General features: G+C 69.9%; 18 protein-coding genes and 1 tRNA gene. 14 read left to right on the forward strand and 5 right to left on the reverse strand.

Translation table 11 applies throughout. From position 1 onward, the window contains the following. Positions 1 to 77 precede the first annotated feature (77 nt). On the forward strand, positions 78 to 593 hold the full coding sequence (locus tag ACH4N1_RS10510) for a YwqJ-related putative deaminase (protein ID WP_398096103.1): 516 nt from the start codon (positions 78 to 80) through the stop codon (positions 591 to 593). Between the two features lie 94 nt (positions 594 to 687). Continuing rightward, complete coding sequence (locus ACH4N1_RS10515; RefSeq protein WP_398096105.1) at positions 688 to 1,215, forward strand: SUKH-3 domain-containing protein; 528 nt, start codon at positions 688 to 690, stop codon at positions 1,213 to 1,215. A gap of 39 nt (positions 1,216 to 1,254) precedes the next feature. Here the strand turns inward: ACH4N1_RS10515 and ACH4N1_RS10520 are convergent, their stop codons facing one another. Further along, on the reverse strand, positions 1,255 to 2,547 hold the full coding sequence (locus tag ACH4N1_RS10520; protein ID WP_398096107.1) for a sensor histidine kinase: 1,293 nt from the start codon (positions 2,545 to 2,547) through the stop codon (positions 1,255 to 1,257). Between the two features lie 166 nt (positions 2,548 to 2,713). On the opposite strand from ACH4N1_RS10520, the gene ACH4N1_RS10525 reads away from it, so the two are divergent. From ACH4N1_RS10525 to ACH4N1_RS10555, 7 genes are all read left to right on the forward strand, one after another. Continuing rightward, positions 2,714 to 3,577: a hypothetical protein gene (locus tag ACH4N1_RS10525; protein ID WP_398096109.1), complete on the forward strand. Its 864-nt coding sequence runs from the start codon at positions 2,714 to 2,716 to the stop codon at positions 3,575 to 3,577. Between the two features lie 14 nt (positions 3,578 to 3,591). Beyond that, positions 3,592 to 3,666, forward strand: a tRNA-Gln gene (locus tag ACH4N1_RS10530). A 112-nt stretch (positions 3,667 to 3,778) separates the two neighbouring features. Further along, the gene (gene glmU / locus ACH4N1_RS10535; protein WP_398096111.1) at positions 3,779 to 5,227 is read left to right on the forward strand and encodes a bifunctional UDP-N-acetylglucosamine diphosphorylase/glucosamine-1-phosphate N-acetyltransferase GlmU; all 1,449 of its coding nucleotides are present in this window, start codon (positions 3,779 to 3,781) and stop codon (positions 5,225 to 5,227) included. A 135-nt stretch (positions 5,228 to 5,362) separates the two neighbouring features. After that, a complete protein-coding gene (locus tag ACH4N1_RS10540; RefSeq protein ID WP_363086569.1) occupies positions 5,363 to 6,337 on the forward strand; it encodes a ribose-phosphate diphosphokinase in 975 nt (324 codons plus the stop codon). 201 nt (positions 6,338 to 6,538) lie between these two features. Beyond that, positions 6,539 to 7,135, forward strand: coding sequence for a 50S ribosomal protein L25/general stress protein Ctc (locus ACH4N1_RS10545; RefSeq protein WP_398096113.1), 597 nt, complete (start codon positions 6,539 to 6,541; stop codon positions 7,133 to 7,135). 72 nt (positions 7,136 to 7,207) lie between these two features. Further along, the gene (gene pth, locus ACH4N1_RS10550) at positions 7,208 to 7,810 is read left to right on the forward strand and encodes an aminoacyl-tRNA hydrolase (protein ID WP_398096115.1); all 603 of its coding nucleotides are present in this window, start codon (positions 7,208 to 7,210) and stop codon (positions 7,808 to 7,810) included. Between the two features lie 83 nt (positions 7,811 to 7,893). Further along, complete coding sequence (locus ACH4N1_RS10555) at positions 7,894 to 8,445, forward strand: hypothetical protein (RefSeq protein WP_398096116.1); 552 nt, start codon at positions 7,894 to 7,896, stop codon at positions 8,443 to 8,445. A gap of 84 nt (positions 8,446 to 8,529) precedes the next feature. Here the strand turns inward: ACH4N1_RS10555 and ppc are convergent, their stop codons facing one another. Next, a complete protein-coding gene (gene ppc, locus ACH4N1_RS10560; protein WP_398096118.1) occupies positions 8,530 to 11,259 on the reverse strand; it encodes a phosphoenolpyruvate carboxylase in 2,730 nt (909 codons plus the stop codon). Positions 11,260 to 11,547: 288 nt separating this feature from the next. Between ppc and ACH4N1_RS10565 the strand changes: the two genes are divergently transcribed. Together ACH4N1_RS10565 and ACH4N1_RS10570 are read left to right on the forward strand one after the other, a co-directional pair. After that, complete coding sequence (locus tag ACH4N1_RS10565; RefSeq protein WP_398096120.1) at positions 11,548 to 12,582, forward strand: acyl-CoA desaturase; 1,035 nt, start codon at positions 11,548 to 11,550, stop codon at positions 12,580 to 12,582. Further along, positions 12,579 to 13,256 (forward strand): TetR family transcriptional regulator, encoded by a 678-nt coding sequence (locus tag ACH4N1_RS10570; protein WP_398096122.1) that lies wholly within the window; start codon positions 12,579 to 12,581, stop codon positions 13,254 to 13,256. Before ACH4N1_RS10565 ends, ACH4N1_RS10570 begins: the two co-directional genes overlap by 4 nt. A gap of 66 nt (positions 13,257 to 13,322) precedes the next feature. On the opposite strand, the gene ACH4N1_RS10575 is transcribed toward ACH4N1_RS10570, so the two are convergent. After that, positions 13,323 to 13,496 (reverse strand): CsbD family protein, encoded by a 174-nt coding sequence (locus ACH4N1_RS10575; protein WP_366057331.1) that lies wholly within the window; start codon positions 13,494 to 13,496, stop codon positions 13,323 to 13,325. A 106-nt stretch (positions 13,497 to 13,602) separates the two neighbouring features. On the opposite strand from ACH4N1_RS10575, the gene ACH4N1_RS10580 reads away from it, so the two are divergent. After that, complete coding sequence (locus ACH4N1_RS10580) at positions 13,603 to 13,857, forward strand: type II toxin-antitoxin system Phd/YefM family antitoxin (RefSeq protein ID WP_398096124.1); 255 nt, start codon at positions 13,603 to 13,605, stop codon at positions 13,855 to 13,857. Between the two features lie 35 nt (positions 13,858 to 13,892). Continuing rightward, complete coding sequence (locus tag ACH4N1_RS10585) at positions 13,893 to 14,210, forward strand: type II toxin-antitoxin system RelE/ParE family toxin (RefSeq protein WP_398096667.1); 318 nt, start codon at positions 13,893 to 13,895, stop codon at positions 14,208 to 14,210. Here the strand turns inward: ACH4N1_RS10585 and ACH4N1_RS10590 are convergent. Next, positions 14,107 to 14,901 (reverse strand): trans-aconitate 2-methyltransferase, encoded by a 795-nt coding sequence (locus ACH4N1_RS10590; protein WP_398096126.1) that lies wholly within the window; start codon positions 14,899 to 14,901, stop codon positions 14,107 to 14,109. The two genes, ACH4N1_RS10585 and ACH4N1_RS10590, sit on opposite strands and share 104 nt — an antisense overlap. Positions 14,902 to 15,026: 125 nt before the next feature. Between ACH4N1_RS10590 and tamR the strand changes: the two genes are divergently transcribed. After that, positions 15,027 to 15,524: a MarR family transcriptional regulator TamR gene (tamR, locus tag ACH4N1_RS10595; protein WP_356568718.1), complete on the forward strand. Its 498-nt coding sequence runs from the start codon at positions 15,027 to 15,029 to the stop codon at positions 15,522 to 15,524. Here the strand turns inward: tamR and ACH4N1_RS10600 are convergent. Further along, positions 15,483 to 16,262, reverse strand: coding sequence for a LuxR C-terminal-related transcriptional regulator (locus ACH4N1_RS10600; protein WP_398096128.1), 780 nt, complete (start codon positions 16,260 to 16,262; stop codon positions 15,483 to 15,485). The two genes, tamR and ACH4N1_RS10600, sit on opposite strands and share 42 nt — an antisense overlap. Between the last annotated feature and the right edge of the window lie 101 nt (positions 16,263 to 16,363).

Here is a 16,363-nt window from a genome sequence, read left to right on the forward strand (position 1 = left end):
GCCCCAGCTTCCCCACCGGCCACGCCGTTTGGCACTCTGATGACTTCCGGGGGGATGCACGGAGGGGAAAAACGATCATGAACGTCACGCAAACGGGACCGCACACCAGCCGCTCCGGCGACCCCCGCATCGGCTGGAGCAGCGACGAAACCCCCCACGCACCCGTCCTCCGCCACCGCCGCGACGGCATACTCCCCACCATCGCCGCCGCCCTCTCCGTCCGCGGCGCCACCCTCACCAGCACCGCCGCCCGCGGCGACCAGCCCCCCACCCTGCACCCCCTCGTCCAGGAATTCCTCGACACCCTCCCCAGCGACCGCCGCGACCGCTACACCGGCCGCTGCGCCGAAGCACTCCTCATCTCCCGCCACATCACCACCGCCGACGCCTCCCGCAGCAAACGCGCCGCCCGCAGACCCATGACCAACGGCGAAGCCCGCAAAGCCCTCAAACAGGCCAAACTCACCGCCCGGCGCATCCGCGAGGACGGCGACCCGCTCCACGGCAGCTTCGCCACCCCCTGCCGCGCCTGCACCGCCCTCAGCGCCCACTTCGGCGTCCGCATCGTCGACCCCACCACCGACGGCAACTGACCCCCACCCCCCACACACGCCCCCACGAACCACCCCACACCACCCCCGCACAACGGCCCCGCGCCCACCCACGACCCCGACGAACGAAGGGCAGATGCACCCCGACCGCACCTCCCCCAGCCTCGACTCCGCTCGACCGGCGGGACCCCCATCGCGCTTCCCCGTACCCGTCGACGCCGCCCTGCGCACCGCCGGCTGGCAACCCGGACGCTGGGACATCAGACAAGCCGAGATCTGGGCCGACACCCTGCGCGAACACACCTCACCCGCCGGCCACCGCCACGCCGTCTCCCCCGCCGCCGTCGAAGCCTGGGCCGAATTCGGCGGCCTCCACATCACCCCCACCGGACCCGGCCGCCAGATCGCCCCCACCGCCGTCCACCTCGACCCCCTCCACGGCCTCCACCTCGCCCGCACCCTCGTCGACCTCGGCCGCGCCCTCGACACCGACGTCAGCCCCCTCGGCACCGAGACCGACAACCACTCCCTCCTCGCCATCGACGCCGAAGGCCGCGTCTACGCCCTCGACCACACCGGCGACTGGTACCTCGGCCCCGACATCGACCACGCCCTCGGCGCCCTCGTCTCCGGCATCGCACCCGTCCGCCTCACCGCCGGCTGACACCGCAGGCACCCCACCCCCGCCCCACCCCCACACCCCCTACACCGCCGGAATCACCGCCGACACCCGAAACCCCCCCGCCTCCGTCGGCCCCGACACGAACACCCCACCCAACGCCACCACCCGCTCCCGCATCCCCACCAACCCGTTACCACCCGACGGCAACCGCGCCGACGACGCCGACCCCACCTCCGGCGGCGGCTCGTTCTCCACCTGCATCGCGATCTCCGCCACCCGATGCGCCAACCGCACATACGTCTTCGCACCCGCCGCATGCTTGTGCACGTTCGTCAACGCCTCCTGCACCACCCGGTACGCCGTCTGCTCCACCTCCCGCGCATACCCCCGCACCTCACCCTCCACCGACAGATCCACCGCCATCCCCGCAGCCGCCGACTGCCCCACCAACTCGTCCAACTCCGACAGACACGGCCCCTCCCCCTCCTCCGGCGCCCGCGAAACCACCGCCACAGCCGCCACCGACACCGACGGCCCCTCACGCCGCCCCCGCCCGTCCCCACTGCGCAACACCCCGAGCATCTCCCGCAACTCGGTCAACGCCTGCCGCCCCATGTCCCCCACCAGCGCCGCGTTCCGCACCGCCTTCTCCGGATCCTTCCGCGCCACCGCCTGCAACGCCGCCGCGTGCACCACCATCAGACTCACCCGATGCGCCACCACGTCGTGCATCTCCCGCGCGATCCGCGTCCGCTCCTCACCCCGCGCCCACTCCGCCCGCTCCTCGGCCCGCTCGGCCAGCAACTGCAACTCCCGCTCCAGACTGTCCGCCCGCTCCCGCAGACTCTCCATCAACCGCCGCCGCGCCCCCACGTACAGCCCCAGCAGCAACGGCGGAGCGGTCAGCCCCAACGACGTCGTGATCGCCGCGAACGGAATGAACCAGTCACCGATCGTCAGACGCCCCTGGTCCATGCTCTGCCCCACCCGCACGAACGTCACGATCAACGTCCCCACCAACTGCATCCCCGCCAACGAGGCGATGATCCGCCGCGGCAGCTCGGACGCGGCCAGCGTGTACAGCCCGACGATCCCCATCAGGAAGCCCATCTGCGCCGGCGTGATGGCGATCGCCACCAGCACCACCGCGATCGGCCACTTCCGCCGCACCAGCAGCACCGACCCCGCGAGCAGCCCGAACACCACCCCCGCCGCCGCCGGCACACCCGCGTCCCGCGCGAACGGATACCCCTCCACCGCGCACTCCGCGGCGGACACCACCGCGAGACTCCAGTCGAACACCGCGCTGCGGCGCCTGCTCCACCACCAAGGCCCTCCCCGAGCCGAGGCGTGCTCTTCCCCCGTCGTGGTCATACCTCCACCCTACGGGCGCCCACCCCGCCTTTTCCGGCGACTTTCACCGACTCCTCCCCACCACACCCCACAACCGAACAGCATCGAAACCCCCCGGTATCCCTCGAACTGCTGAATGAGCCCTGTTCGAGCCCGGAACCCCGCATTCCGGCCGGACGGTATGCCTATGACACATTCACTCGGCAAGTACGCGGACTTCGAGGGCCTGCGGGAGCGAGCGCTCGCACTGCGACGGGCGGGACTCAGCCGACGGCAGATCCGCGACCGGCTGCACGTGGACAACAACGACCTCCTCAACCGCCTCCTGGAGGGCGAGCCTCCCCCGGAGTGGACGAAGCAACCGAGGGCGAAGGACGACCTGCGGGCGAAGGCGCGAGAGCTGCGGCTCCAGGGCTGGACGTACGACCAGATCCAGGTGGAACTGGGGTGCTCGAAAAGCTCGATCTCGCTGTGGGTGCGGGATCTGCCGAGGCCGGAGCGGCGCAAGCGGACACGCGAAGAAGCATCTGCAATCGCCAAGCGCGGCTGGGAAGCCACGCTGCGCCTGCGAGATGAGGAGAGGCAGCGAACCAAGCAGGCTGCGGCACGCGAGATCAGGCAACTGACAGACCGCGAGCTTTTTCTGGTTGGCGTAGGCCTCTATTGGGCTGAGGGCGCGAAGAACAAGCCCTACAGACGGCAAGAGCGGGTGACCTTCGTGAACAGCGACCCGGACATGATCACGCTCTACCTGGCCTGGCTCGACCTGCTCGGCGTGGAGTCAGGGCGCCGCAGGTTCGCTGTGCAGATCCATGAGACTGCCGATGTGGCGAGTGCCGAGCAGTTCTGGGCGGACCATGTCGGCGTGCAGCGGGCCGAGCTCCTCAAGACGACGCTCAAGAAGCACAACCCTCGTACGAACCGTCAGAACACCAACGAGAGCTACCGCGGGTGCCTCCGCATCGATGTTCGCGCAGGAGCCGATTTGTACCGTCGCATCGAGGGGTGGTGGTCTGGCATGGTGGTGGAGGCCAAGCAGCGAACCGCGTAGGCTGCACCTCGTGATCCCCCGTGGTGTAATCGGCAACACACATTACTTTGGATAATGTATTTCAGGTTCGAGTCCTGGCGGGGGAGCCATGCTCGGTTCGGGTCCTGACCTAGTAAGGGTCGGGGCCCACTCTCATGTCCGCCGGGGAACGCCCCGGTATCCTTCGGATGTCCCACCTCTCCACAGCCGAAGGGCAACTCCGTGAGCGCCATCCGCCCGGCAGCCGTCGTCGTTCTCGCAGCGGGTGAGGGCACCCGTATGAAGTCGGCCCTACCGAAGGTCCTGCACGAGATCTGCGGCCGCAGTCTCGTGGGGCACGTCCTGGCCGCCTCCCGTGAGCTGGACCCCGAGAACCTGGTCGTCGTCGTCGGTCACGCGCGCGAGAAGGTCACCGCTCATCTCGCCGGCATCGACCCGGCCGTGCGGACCGCGGTGCAGGAGGAGCAGAACGGCACCGGGCACGCCGTGCGGATGGGTCTGGAGCAGCTCGGCGGTGCGGTGGACGGGACCGTGGTGGTGGTCTGCGGTGACACTCCGCTGCTGACGGGTGCGACGCTCGCGCGGCTGGCCGCGACGCATCACGCGGACGGGAACGCGGTGACGGTGCTGACGGCCGAGGTGCCGGATGCGACCGGGTACGGGCGGATCGTGCGGGACGAGGTGTCGGGTGCGGTCACGGGGATCGTGGAGCACAAGGACGCGTCGGAGGCGCAGCGGGCGGTCCGGGAGATCAATTCGGGTGTGTTCGCGTTCGACGGGCAGTTGTTGGCTCAGGCGTTGAAGCAGGTGCGTACGGACAACAGTCAGGGTGAGGAGTACCTGACGGATGTGCTGGGGATTCTGCGTGCGGCGGGTCATCGGGTGGGTGCGTCCGTGGCTGGTGATCATCGTGAGATCGCGGGGATCAACAACCGGGTGCAGTTGGCGGAGGCGCGTCGGATTCTGAACGACCGGTTGCTGACGGCGGCGATGCTGGCGGGGGTGACGGTGGTGGATCCGGCGTCGACGTGGGTGGATGTGACGGTGTCGTTCGGGCAGGACGCGGTGGTGTTGCCGGGGACGCAGTTGCTGGGTGTGACGCGTGTGGGTGAGGGTGCGGAGGTGGGTCCGAACAGCCGGTTGAAGGACACGGTGGTGGGTGCGGGGGCGCGGGTGGACAACACGGTGGCGGACGGGGCCGAGGTGGGTCCGGAGGCGACGGTGGGGCCGTACGCGTATCTGCGGCCGGGTACGCGGCTGGGGGTGAGGTCGAAGATCGGTACGTACGTGGAGACGAAGAACGCGGTGATCGGTGAGGGGACGAAGGTGCCGCATCTGTCGTACGTGGGGGACGCGACGATCGGTGAGTACACGAACATCGGTGCGGCGAGTGTGTTCGTGAACTATGACGGGCAGGACAAGCATCACACCGTGGTCGGGTCGCACTGCAAGACGGGTTCGGACAACATGTTTGTGGCTCCTGTCACGGTCGGGGACGGTGCGTACACCGCTGCCGGGTCCGTGATCACGAAGGATGTGCCGCCCGGTTCGCTGGCCGTGGCCCGTGGTCAGCAGCGGAATATCGAGGGTTGGGTGGCTCGTAAGCGTCCGGGGAGTGCGGCGGCGAAGGCTGCCGAGGCGGCTTCCCGGGAGGGCGCCGGCGAGGACTGACCGGAAACGAGTGCGTCGTGGACGGCGTACCGTGATAAGTGCACATCCGCACCCCCACCAGCTGAGACGGCCCCGTCGCGCCCAGTGGCGAGGTCTTGGGTCAGCCGGCTGAGACACCTCTGAGGAGACAGTGCTGTGACCGGGATCAAGACGACCGGCGAGAAGAAGATGATGTTCTTCTCCGGCCGCGCCCACCCCGAGCTTGCCGAGGAGGTCGCCCACCAGCTGGGTGTCGGGGTCGTCCCGACGAAGGCCTTCGACTTCGCCAATGGTGAGATCTATGTTCGTTACGAGGAGTCGGCGCGTGGTGCGGACTGCTTCCTGATCCAGAGCCACACGGCTCCGATCAACAAGTGGATCATGGAGCAGTTGATCATGATCGACGCATTGAAGCGTGCGTCGGCGCGTTCGATCACGGTGATCGTGCCGTTCTACGGTTATGCGCGGCAGGACAAGAAGCACCGTGGTCGTGAGCCGATCTCGGCGCGGCTGATCGCTGATCTGATGAAGACGGCGGGTGCGGACCGGATCCTGACGGTGGATCTGCACACGGATCAGATCCAGGGTTTCTTCGACGGTCCAGTGGATCATCTGTTCGCGTTGCCGTTGCTGGCGGACTACGTGGGCAGCAAGGTGGACCGTTCGAAGCTGACGGTGGTGTCGCCGGACGCGGGTCGGGTCCGGGTGGCGGATCGTTGGTGCGACCGTCTGGGTGCGCCGCTGGCGATCGTGCACAAGCGGCGTGACAAGGACGTGGCGAACCAGGTGACGGTCCACGAGGTGGTCGGTGAGGTCAAGGGCCGGGTGTGTGTCCTGGTCGACGACATGATCGACACGGGTGGCACGATCTGCGCGGCGGCGGACGCGTTGTTCGCGCACGGTGCGGAGGACGTCATCGTGACGGCGACGCACGGGGTGCTGTCGGGGCCGGCGGCGGACCGGTTGAAGAACTCGAAGGTGAGTGAGTTCGTCTTCACGAACACGTTGCCGACGCCGGGTGAGCTGGAAGTGGACAAGATCACGGTGTTGTCGATCGCGCCGACGATCGCGAACGCGGTGCGTGAGGTGTTCGAGGACGGTTCGGTGACGAGCCTGTTCGACGAGCAGTAGGCGGTGCGCCCGCTTCTGCCGGGTTGATCGATTTTTCTGCGGCCTTCCCCGCCGAGTAGACTGCGCGAGTTGCTCGGCGAGGGAGGCCGTACGCGTGTGACGCGTGTGTACGGCGGTCCGTTATCGACGCGCTCTTCGTAGCAGGCCGTTCGTGGCCGGGTGACCTTTGTGTCGTCGCTGTTCCTACGAGGAGTGAGTGCCATGTCCGAGGTAAAGATCACCGCTGAGTCCCGCACCGAGTTCGGCAAGGGTGCGGCCCGCCGTATCCGTCGTGACAGCAAGGTTCCCGGTGTGCTGTACGGCCACGGTTCGGACCCGATCCACCTGACGCTGCCGGGTCACGAGCTGCTGCTCGCGCTGCGTACGCCGAACGTCCTGATCTCGCTGGACATCGACGGCAAGACGAACGAGCTGGCGATCCCGAAGTCCGTGCAGCGTGACCCGATCAAGGGTTTCCTGGAGCACGTGGACCTTCAGCTGGTCCAGCGTGGTGAGAAGGTCAACGTCGAGATCTTCGTGCAGACCGAGGGTGAGCTGGCTCCGGGCGGCAACCTGCTGGAGCACGTCCTGAACGCGCTGCCGGTCGAGGCCGAGGCCACGCACATCCCCGAGTCGGTCACGGTCTCCGTCGAGGGTCTGACGGCCGGTGACTCGGTTCTGGCCAAGGACATCCCGCTGCCGTCGGGCACCAAGCTGGGTGTCGACGGCGAGACCGTCGTGCTGCAGGTGCTGGCCGCGCAGGCGGAGGAGCCCACCGAGGGTGAGGCTGGGGGCGAGGAGGCTTCCGCGGAGGCCTGATCCTCACCGTCGTCGTTTGTTCGTCAGCCGCTGTTCCCTCGGGGGGCAGCGGCTGGCGCGTATCGAGGAGACATGGACGTGACGACCGACGCCAATGCCCCCTGGCTGATCGTGGGGCTGGGCAATCCGGGTCCGGAGTACGCGATGAACCGGCACAACGTGGGGTTCATGGTGGCCGATCTGCTGGCCGGGCGGATCGGGGGGAGGTTCAAGCGGGCCGGGCGGGCGCAGGCGCAGGTGGTGGAGGGGCGGATCGGTCCGCCGGGGCCGGCGAACCGGCGGGTGGTGCTGGCGAAGCCGATGTCGTACATGAATCTGTCGGGTGGGCCGGTGAACGCCTTGCGGGAGTTCTACAAGGTGCCGGTGGCGCAGGTGGTGGCGGTTCATGACGAGTTGGACGTCGATTACGGGATGTTGCGGTTGAAGCTGGGTGGGGGGGACAACGGGCACAACGGTCTGAAGTCGATGACGAAGGCGTTCGGGGCGGACTACCACCGGGTGCGGTTCGGGATCGGCCGGCCGCCGGGGCGGATGCAGGTGGCGGATTTCGTGTTGAAGGACTTCTCGGGGGCGGAGCGCAAGGAGCTGGACTATTTCGTGGACCGGGCGGCGGACGCGGTGGAGTGTCTGGTGATCGAGGGGTTGGAGCGGGCGCAGGGGACGTACAACTCCTGAGCCGGGGGTGCGGGGCGTGGACAGGTGGGGACAAGTCGCGCCGTGTCGCCCGGGGAGGTTGACGGGCCGTTGAGGCATGGCCAATGATCCCGGCCATGCCTGCCACCGTCGCCACGTCCCATCGGCGTCCCTCTCGTCGGCGTCCCGCGCGCCGGGGTTCCTCGCGTCGTGCCTCGGTGGCGGTGGTGCGGTTCGGGCGGCTGGCGGCGATGTGGGGGGTGGCGTCGCTGATCCTGGTGGCGGGGGTGTGGGGTTCCTGGGGGACGGCGCAGCACGTGATGCTGACGAAGGGCCGGGAGCAGGGCACGATCGCGGTGGCGCGCTGTGGTGCGGACAGGTGTTCGGGGCCGTACACGCCGTTGTCGCCGGGGTCGTTGGCGCGGGCGCGGGTGGTGATCGAGAAGACGGTGGCGGTGCGCAGGGGGCGGACGTACACGGTGGTGATCAAGCCGGGTGGTGGTGACGACGTCGTGCGGTCGGGTCCTGCGGGGGTGCTGTACGCGTGGGTGCCGATGGGTGGTGCGTTGCTGCTGGCGTCGGTGGTGGTCGCGGGTGGTCTGGGGCGGGCGCGGCTCGGGTGGGTGCTGGCGGGGTCGGGGGTGGCGTTGCTGACGGCGGCGTTCGTGGCGGTTTAGCGGTGCGGGGCGCCGGTCGCGGTACGACGGGCAAAGGGCGCCCCCGACGATCGGGGGCGCCCTTCGCTGTGGTGCGGGTGCGGGTCAGCCGGTGTTGCGCAGGCCGGCGGCGACGCCGTTGACGGTGAGGAGGAGGGCGCGGGCGAGGAGGGGGTCGGGTTCCTGGCCGGCGGCCGCCGCGTCGCGCTGGCGCTTGAGGAGGGTGACCTGGAGGTAGGAGATGGGGTCGAGGTAGGCGTCGCGGATGCTGAAGGTCTGCTTGAGGGCGGGGGTGGCGTCGAGCAGTTCCTTCTCGCCGGTGACCTTGAGGACTTCGGTGACGGTGAGCGCGTGTTCGGCCTTGATGCGGTCGAAGACGTGCTTGAGGTCGTCGGAGACGAGGGTGTCGACGTAGTGCTGGGCGATGCGCAGGTCGGTCTTGGCGAGGGTCATCTCGACGTTGGAGATGAAGTTGCGGAAGAAGTGCCACTGGCCGTGCATCTCGTCGAGGACGGTGTCGAGGCCGGCTTCGCGCAGGGCCTTGAGGCCGGAGCCGACGCCGTACCAGCCGGGGACGATCTGGCGGGACTGGGTCCAGCCGAAGACCCAGGGGATGGCGCGCAGGCCGTCGAGCGAGACGCCGGAACCGGGGCGGCGGGAGGGCCGGGAGCCCAGGTGCAGGTCGGCGAGCTGGTCGACCGGCGTCGACGCGAGGAAGTACGTCGGCAGGTCGGGGTCCTCGACGAGGGCGCGGTAGGCGGCGTGGGCGGCGTCGCTGACGACGTCCATGGCTGCGTCCCAGCGGGCGAGTGCCTCGTCGGACTGGCGGGGCGCGGTGTGCAGGGCGGAGGCCTGGAGGGTGGCGGCGACCGTCAGTTCCAGGTTCTCGCGGGCCAGTGAGGGGATGAGGTACTTGTCGGAGATGACCTCGCCCTGTTCGGTGACCTTGATCTCGCCTTCGAGGGTGCCCCAGGGCTGGGCGAGGATGGCGTCGTGGGAGGGGCCGCCGCCGCGGCCGACGGTGCCGCCGCGGCCGTGGAAGAGGCGCAGGCGGACGCCGTAGCGGTGGGCGACGTCGCGCAGGCGTCGCTGGGCGCGGTGGATCTCCCACTGGCTGGTGGTGATGCCGCCGAACTTGGAGGAGTCGGAGTAGCCGAGCATGACTTCCTGGACGTCTCCGCGCAGTGCCACCAGGCGGCGGTACGACGGGTCGGAGAGCATGTCCTCCAGGATGGTGTCGGCGGCCTTGAGTTCGTCGGTGGTCTCCAGGAGCGGCACGATGCCGATCTTGGCCCAGCCGGCGTGCAGGTCGACGAGGCCGGCTTCGCGGGCGAGGACGGCGGCGGCGAAGACGTCGTCGGCGCCCTGGCACATGGAGATGATGTAGGACTCGATGACCTCGGGTCCGAAGACCTCCAGGGCGCGCTTGACGGTGAGGAAGACGCCGAGGGTCTTCTCGCCGGCGGCGTCGACGGGGGCCGGGGTGGGTGCGAGGGGCCGTCGGGAGCGGAGTTCCTTGGCGAGGAGCTTGGCGCGGTAGTCGCGGGGCATGTCGGAGTAGCGCCAGGATTCCTCGCCGAGGCGGTCGAAGAGCTGGCCGAGGGCGTGGTGGTGGGCGTCGGCGTGTTCGCGGACGTCCATGGTGGCGAGCTGGAGGCCGAAGGCGGCCAGGGTGCGGATGGTGCGGTTCATGCGGCCGTCGGCGATGAGGCCGCCGCGGTGTTCGCGCAGGGAGGTCTGGATGAGGGTGAGGTCGCTGATCAGTTCGCTGGTACCGAGGTAGTCGCGGCCGGGTTCGTGCGGGGTGCCCTTGGCGAGGCGCTGCTTGGTGTTCTCCAGCTTCTGCCGGATGCAGGTGGCCTTGAGCCGGTAGGGCTCCTCGGCGTTGAGGCGCTTGTAGCGGGGGCTGATCTCGGGCAGGCGTTCGAGGTCGGTCTGGAGGGAGGTGAGGAGTTCCTCGGTGGCTCCGGTGTAGCGGATGGAGTTGGAGAGGAAGCCCCTCAGTTCGTCGATCGTCTCCAGGGCGTCGTTGATGCCGTGTTCGTGCTGGAGGATGAGGACGTCCCAGGTGACCTGGGGGGTGACGTTGGGGTTGCCGTCGCGGTCGCCGCCGATCCAGGTGCCGAAGGTGAGGGGGCGGGTCGCGGGGGGGACGGTGACGCCGACGCGTTCGAGTTCGGCGGTGAGGTCCTCGAGGACGTCGCCGACGGCTCCGGCGTGGAGTTCGTCGAGGTAGTAGATGGCGTTGCGGGCCTCGTCGGCGGGTTCGGGGCGGACGACGCGGAGTTCGTCGGTCTGCCAGACGAGGTCGATGTTCTCGGCGAGGCGGGTGTCGTGGCGGCGGCGGTCGGCCTCGATGACGGGGGTCTCCAGGAGCGCGGCGATGCGCCGGAGCTTGTTGAGGACCGACCGGCGTGCGGCTTCGGTGGGGTGCGCGGTGAAGACGGGGCGGACGTTGAGGTTCCGGACCGTCTCGCGGATGTGCTCGGGGTCGGCGTCCTTGAGGCGGTCGGCGGTGCGGGCGAGGAGGCCGCCCTCGGCGGCGCGCTTGGCGCGCAGTTCGCGGCCGCGGTGGACCTGCTCGGTGACGTTGGCGAGGTGGAAGTAGGTGGAGAAGGCGCGGACCAGCTTGGCCGCGGTCTCCAGTTCGGTGCCGCGCAGCAGCTCGGCGGCTGTGTCGCCGTCCTCGCGCGTGAGGCGGCGGACCTTTTCGACCAGGTCGAGGAGCTCGGGGCCCTCCTGCCGGACGAGGGTCTCACCGAGGAGGTCACCCAGTCGGCGGATGTCGGCGCGCAGCTCGGGGCTGGTTGTCGTCTGGTCGTCGGCACTGCTCACAGGTGCGGCTCCTTGCAGTGTTGAAGCTCGTCCGGGAGGGAACTCGGCCGTCAGGCCCGGCGGCGGGGCCGCTTGCGGGTCTGTCGTCCGGGGAGAAAACAGAGCGGACCGCGCTGTCCGACCGATCCAAGGATAGGTGTCCGTGGGGACGCGCGGTCTGGCGGGCTCGTGTCGCCGGGTGCCGCACTGCCATACTTACGTCACCGTAGGTTACGGAACCGTAGGAAGTGTGGTGCGGTCCTGCGGACCCGGCGCCTCTCTCCATCCACGACCCCACAGGGGACGCGTATGACCTCAAGCTCCGACGTGATCGAAGACCCTTCGCCGGCGCCCGACGGCTCCGGCACCCCCTCCTCCCACGCCTCCCCCACGGCGACCGCCACGCTGGGCGGTGAGCAGAAGCGTTCGATCGAGCAGGTCGCGCTGCTCGTCTTCATCGTCGTGCCGTTCCTGGCCCTGCTGGCGGCGGTGCCGCTGGCCTGGGGCTGGGGGGTGAGCTGGCTGGACCTGGGCCTGCTGGTCTTCTTCTACTACCTCGGGTGCCACGGCATCACCATCGGTTTCCACCGGTACTTCACGCATGGTTCCTTCAAGGCGAAACGGCCCCTGAGGATCGCGCTGGCGGTCATGGGGTCGATGGCGGTCGAGGGGCCGCTGGTGCGCTGGGTGGCGGACCACCGCAGGCACCACAAGTTCTCGGACGCGGAGGGCGACCCGCATTCGCCGTGGCGTTTCGGGGAGACGCTGCCGGCGCTGATGAAGGGCCTGTGGTGGGCGCACATCGCCTGGATGTTCGACGAGGAGCAGACGCCGCAGGACAAGTACGCGCCGGATCTGATCAAGGACCCGGCGCTGCGGGCGATCTCGCGGCAGTTCGTGCTGTGGACGGTGCTCTCGCTGGCGCTGCCGGCGGTGATCGGCGGGCTGGTGACGATGTCCTGGTGGGGCGCGTTCACCGGGTTCTTCTGGGGTTCGCTGGTGCGGGTGGCGCTGCTGCACCACGTCACCTGGTCGATCAACTCGATCTGTCACGCGGTGGGCAGGCGGCCGTTCAAGTCGCGTGACCGGTCCGGCAACGTGTGGTGGCTGGCGGTGCTGTCCTGCGGGGAGTCGTGGCACAACCTGCACCACGCCGACCCCACTTCGGCGCGGCACGGTGTGATGCGGGGCCAGCTGGACTCCTCGGCGCGGTTCATCCGCTGGTTCGAGATGCTCGGCTGGGCGTACGACGTGCGCTGGCCGTCACGCTCGCGTATCGATTCGCGCCGGAACACGGGCGGGGACGGCTCCCGGCGCCGGAAGGCGACCGCGGAAGCGGCATGATGGACGGTGTGCCGACCGACTCCAGCAGTACCCCGAGCAATGAGAAGCCGCGGCGAGTGCGTCGCACCCGGATGACCGGTGCGGAGCGTCGCCAGCAGTTGCTGGAGATCGGTCGCACCCTCTTCGCGGCGAAGGGGTTCGAGGGCACGTCGGTGGAGGAGATCGCGGCGAAGGCCGGGGTGTCCAAGCCGGTGGTGTACGAGCACTTCGGCGGCAAGGAGGGGCTGTACGCGGTGGTGGTCGACCGCGAGATGCGGCGGCTGCTGGACATGGTGACGAGTTCGCTCACGGCCGGTCATCCGCGGGAGCTGTGCGAGCAGGCGGCGTTCGCGCTCCTGGACTACATCGAGGAGTACACGGACGGGTTCCGCATCCTCGTGCGGGATTCGCCGATCCCCCAGTCCACGGGCTCCTTCGCCTCGCTCATCTCGGACATCGCCACTCAGGTGGAGGACATCCTGGGCCGGGAGTTCAAGAGCCGGGGTTTCGATCCGAAGCTGGCGCCGCTGTACGCGCAGGCGCTGGTGGGGATGGTCGCGCTGACCGGCCAGTGGTGGCTGGACGTGCGGCGGCCGAAGAAGGCGGAGGTGGCGGCGCACCTGGTGAACCTGGCGTGGCACGGGCTGGACGGCCTGGAGGCCAAGCCGCACCTGATAGGCCGCCGCAAGAGCTGACTGACGTACACGCGGCACACGCAGGGGCCCCGTCCGGCGGACGGGGCCCCTGCGTATGTGTCCGGGTCAGTGCTTGAAGACGTCCTTCGCCTTCTCCTTGGTCTGGCGGGCGTCGCCCTTGGCCTGCTCGGCGCGGCCTTCGGCCTCGAGCCGCTCGTTGCCCACGGCCCGTCCGGCCGCTTCCTTGACCTTGCCCTTGACCTGTTCCGTCTTCGCCTTGGACTTCTGCTCGCCTGCCACGGTGTCTCACTCCCAGTCAGGTTGGCCTCTCGTGCCTCTACGGGTGACCTACTTCGGGCATCCCAAACCATATGCATGAAGAGTAATGTTCTGTCATCATGTGCACATGACTGAGATTGCGATCAGCGCGGCCCGTGCCCAGCTCGGCGACCTGGTCCGGCGTGCAGCCCATGGCCGCGAGACCATCGCCCTCACCGACCACGGGCACGTGGCGGCGCTGCTCGTCTCGCCGCAGGTGATAGAGGATCTCGAGGACGCCTTGGCGGTGTCCGACTACCAGCGACGCAAGGCCGAGGGCACGCTGCCCCCCGGCATCCCCATGGCGGAGGTACGCAAGCGGCTGGGGCTCGAGCAGAAGTGACCTACGAGATCGGGTTCGAGCCGCACGCCCTGGACATGGCCGCCCGGTTCCTCCATGAGGACCCGAGCGGCCTTGCCCTGCTCCTCGACGGCATCGACGAACTGGCCCACGATCCCCGCCCGGCGGGATCGATCCCCTACGGGTTCCCCGACCTCCGCCGCCTCCGCATCGGCGACTACCGGGTCCTGTACGTCATCGACGACGCCGTGATCCGCGTTCTGGTCACCCACCTGGGCCGGACCCCGTGGCTCAGGCCCCCTTCCGTGCCACCGCGAACAGGCGGCGGAACGGCAGGACCGTGCCGTACGGGCGGGGCGGATAGGCCTGGCGGAGCAGGTCGCGGTAGTCGGTGACGAAGGCGTCGCGGGCCTCGGGGTCGTCGGCGAGGGCGGTGAGGACGGGGCGCAGGCCGGTGCCCCGGGCCCAGTCGAGGACGGGGTCCTCGCCCGTCAGGACGTGGTGGTACGTCGTCGTCCAGACGTCGGTCCCGCAGCCGAGGCGGGCGAGGTGGTCGAGGTAGACGCCGGGGGCGTGGACGGAGTCCCGGGGGCGGAGCACCGCGCCGAGGCGGCTCTTCCAGCGGGGGGTGCCGGCGAGGTCGCGCAGGAGGGCGTGCAGGGGCGCGTCGGTGTTGTGGGGGACCTGGAAGGCGAGGGTGCCGCCGGGGGCGAGGCCGGCCAGCCAGGCGGGGAAGGCGTCGAGGTGGCCGGGGACCCAGTGCAGGGCGGCGTTGGACACGATCAGGTCGTAGGTCTCGGTGGGCGTCCAGGTCGTGAGGTCGGCGTGGACGAAGTCGAGGTGGGCGCCGGCGTGCGCCCGGGCTTCGGCGAGCATCCGCGCGGAGTTGTCGTAGCCGGTGACGCGGGCGGTGGGCCAGCGGTCGGTGAGGAGGAGGGTGGCGTTGCCGGGGCCGCAGCCGAGGTCGGCGATGCGGGGCGGGGTGCCGGGCAGGTCGGGGACGCGGGCGAGGAGGTCGGCGAAGGGGCGGGCGCGGTGGCCGGCGTGACGCAGGTACTGGGCGGGGTCCCAGGCGGGGGAGGGCATGGGCGACTCCTCGGGGTGGGGGCTTCGTCGTTCGCGGTGGGTTCACCGTCCCGCCGATTTAGCTCGACGTCAAGAGACTTGACATCAAGAGACTTCACGTCGACACAACCACTACACTGATCGTCATGGAGGACGAGGTCGATCGGCTGGTCGCAGCGTGGCGCCGGGAGCGCCCGGACCTCGACGTGGAGCCGCTGGAAGTACTCAGCCGGGTGAGCAGACTGGCCCGGCACCTGGACCGCGCACGCCGTCTGGCGTTCTCCGAGCACCAGCTGGAGCCCTGGGAGTTCGACGTGCTGACCGCGCTCAGGCGCGCCGGGCCGCCGTACCAGCTGTCGCCGGGGCAGTTGCTGACCCAGACCCTGGTCACCTCGGGCACGATGACGAACCGTATCGACCGGCTGGCGAAGAAGGGCCTGGTCGAGCGGCTGCCCGATCCCAGCGACCGGCGCGGTGTGCTGGTGCGGCTCACGGACGGCGGCAAGGACCGCGCCGACCAGGCGCTGGCCGGCCTGCTCGAACAGGAGCGGGCGATCCTCGCCGAGCTGTCCCACGCCCAGCGCGCCGAACTGGCCGCGCTGCTACGCCAGCTGACCGCCCCGTTCGACAACATCCCCGGTTAGGGCCTGTCCCGGCTCCGCCGGTCCGACCCCCGCCCGCCGGGCGAGCGCGACCGCGGCGAGCGTGGAGTGCACGCCCAGTTTGCCGAGGACGTTCTGCATGTGGGTGCGCACGGTGTGCGGGGACAGGAACAGCCGCTCGGCGACCGCCTTGCGTCCCAGCCCGGCGACCATGCAGCGCAGCACCTCGCGCTCCCTCGGCGTGAGGGACTCCACGAGCCGCTCGCTCTCGGTACGGTGCTTGCGCGCGGCGGTCAGCTCCTTGAGCACGCCCGTGAGCAGGGCGGGCGGCAGGTGCGTCTCCTCCCGCAGCACCCCGCGCACGACGGTGAGCAGCCGCGACAGCGAGCAGTCCTTCGCCACCCAGCCGGACGCGCCGGCCTGGAGGGCGAGGGCCGCGCGGCGCGGGTCGTCCTTCTCGGCGAGGACGACGATCCTGACGTGCGGCTGGGCGGCGCGGACGCCGGCGACGAGGGAGAGCCCGTCGACCAGCCCGTCCTCCCCCACCTCCCGCACGGGCACGGCCGGCCGTACGCCGGGCGGGCGCCCGCCCAGGTCGGCGTCGACGAGCAGGACGTCGTAGCGGCGCCCCTCGGCGGCGGCGCGCTCCAGGCTGCGCAGGGCGGCCGGGCCGCTGCCGGCGGCGAAGACGTCGACGTCGGGCTCGGCCGCCAGGGCGGCGGCGAGCGACTCGGCGAAGATGCGGTGGTCGTCGACGACCAGAACTCGGATGCGAACCACGAAACCCCCCTCCCCCAGGCTCCTCCACGGAGCAGGGGATACCCCAGGCCCGGAGAACGACGACCGGCGCGGGTCCGACGCCCGGGAGGGGTGTGCGACCG

Source organism: Streptomyces sp. NPDC017202, assembly GCF_044331705.1.
Classification (GTDB): domain Bacteria; phylum Actinomycetota; class Actinomycetes; order Streptomycetales; family Streptomycetaceae; genus Streptomyces.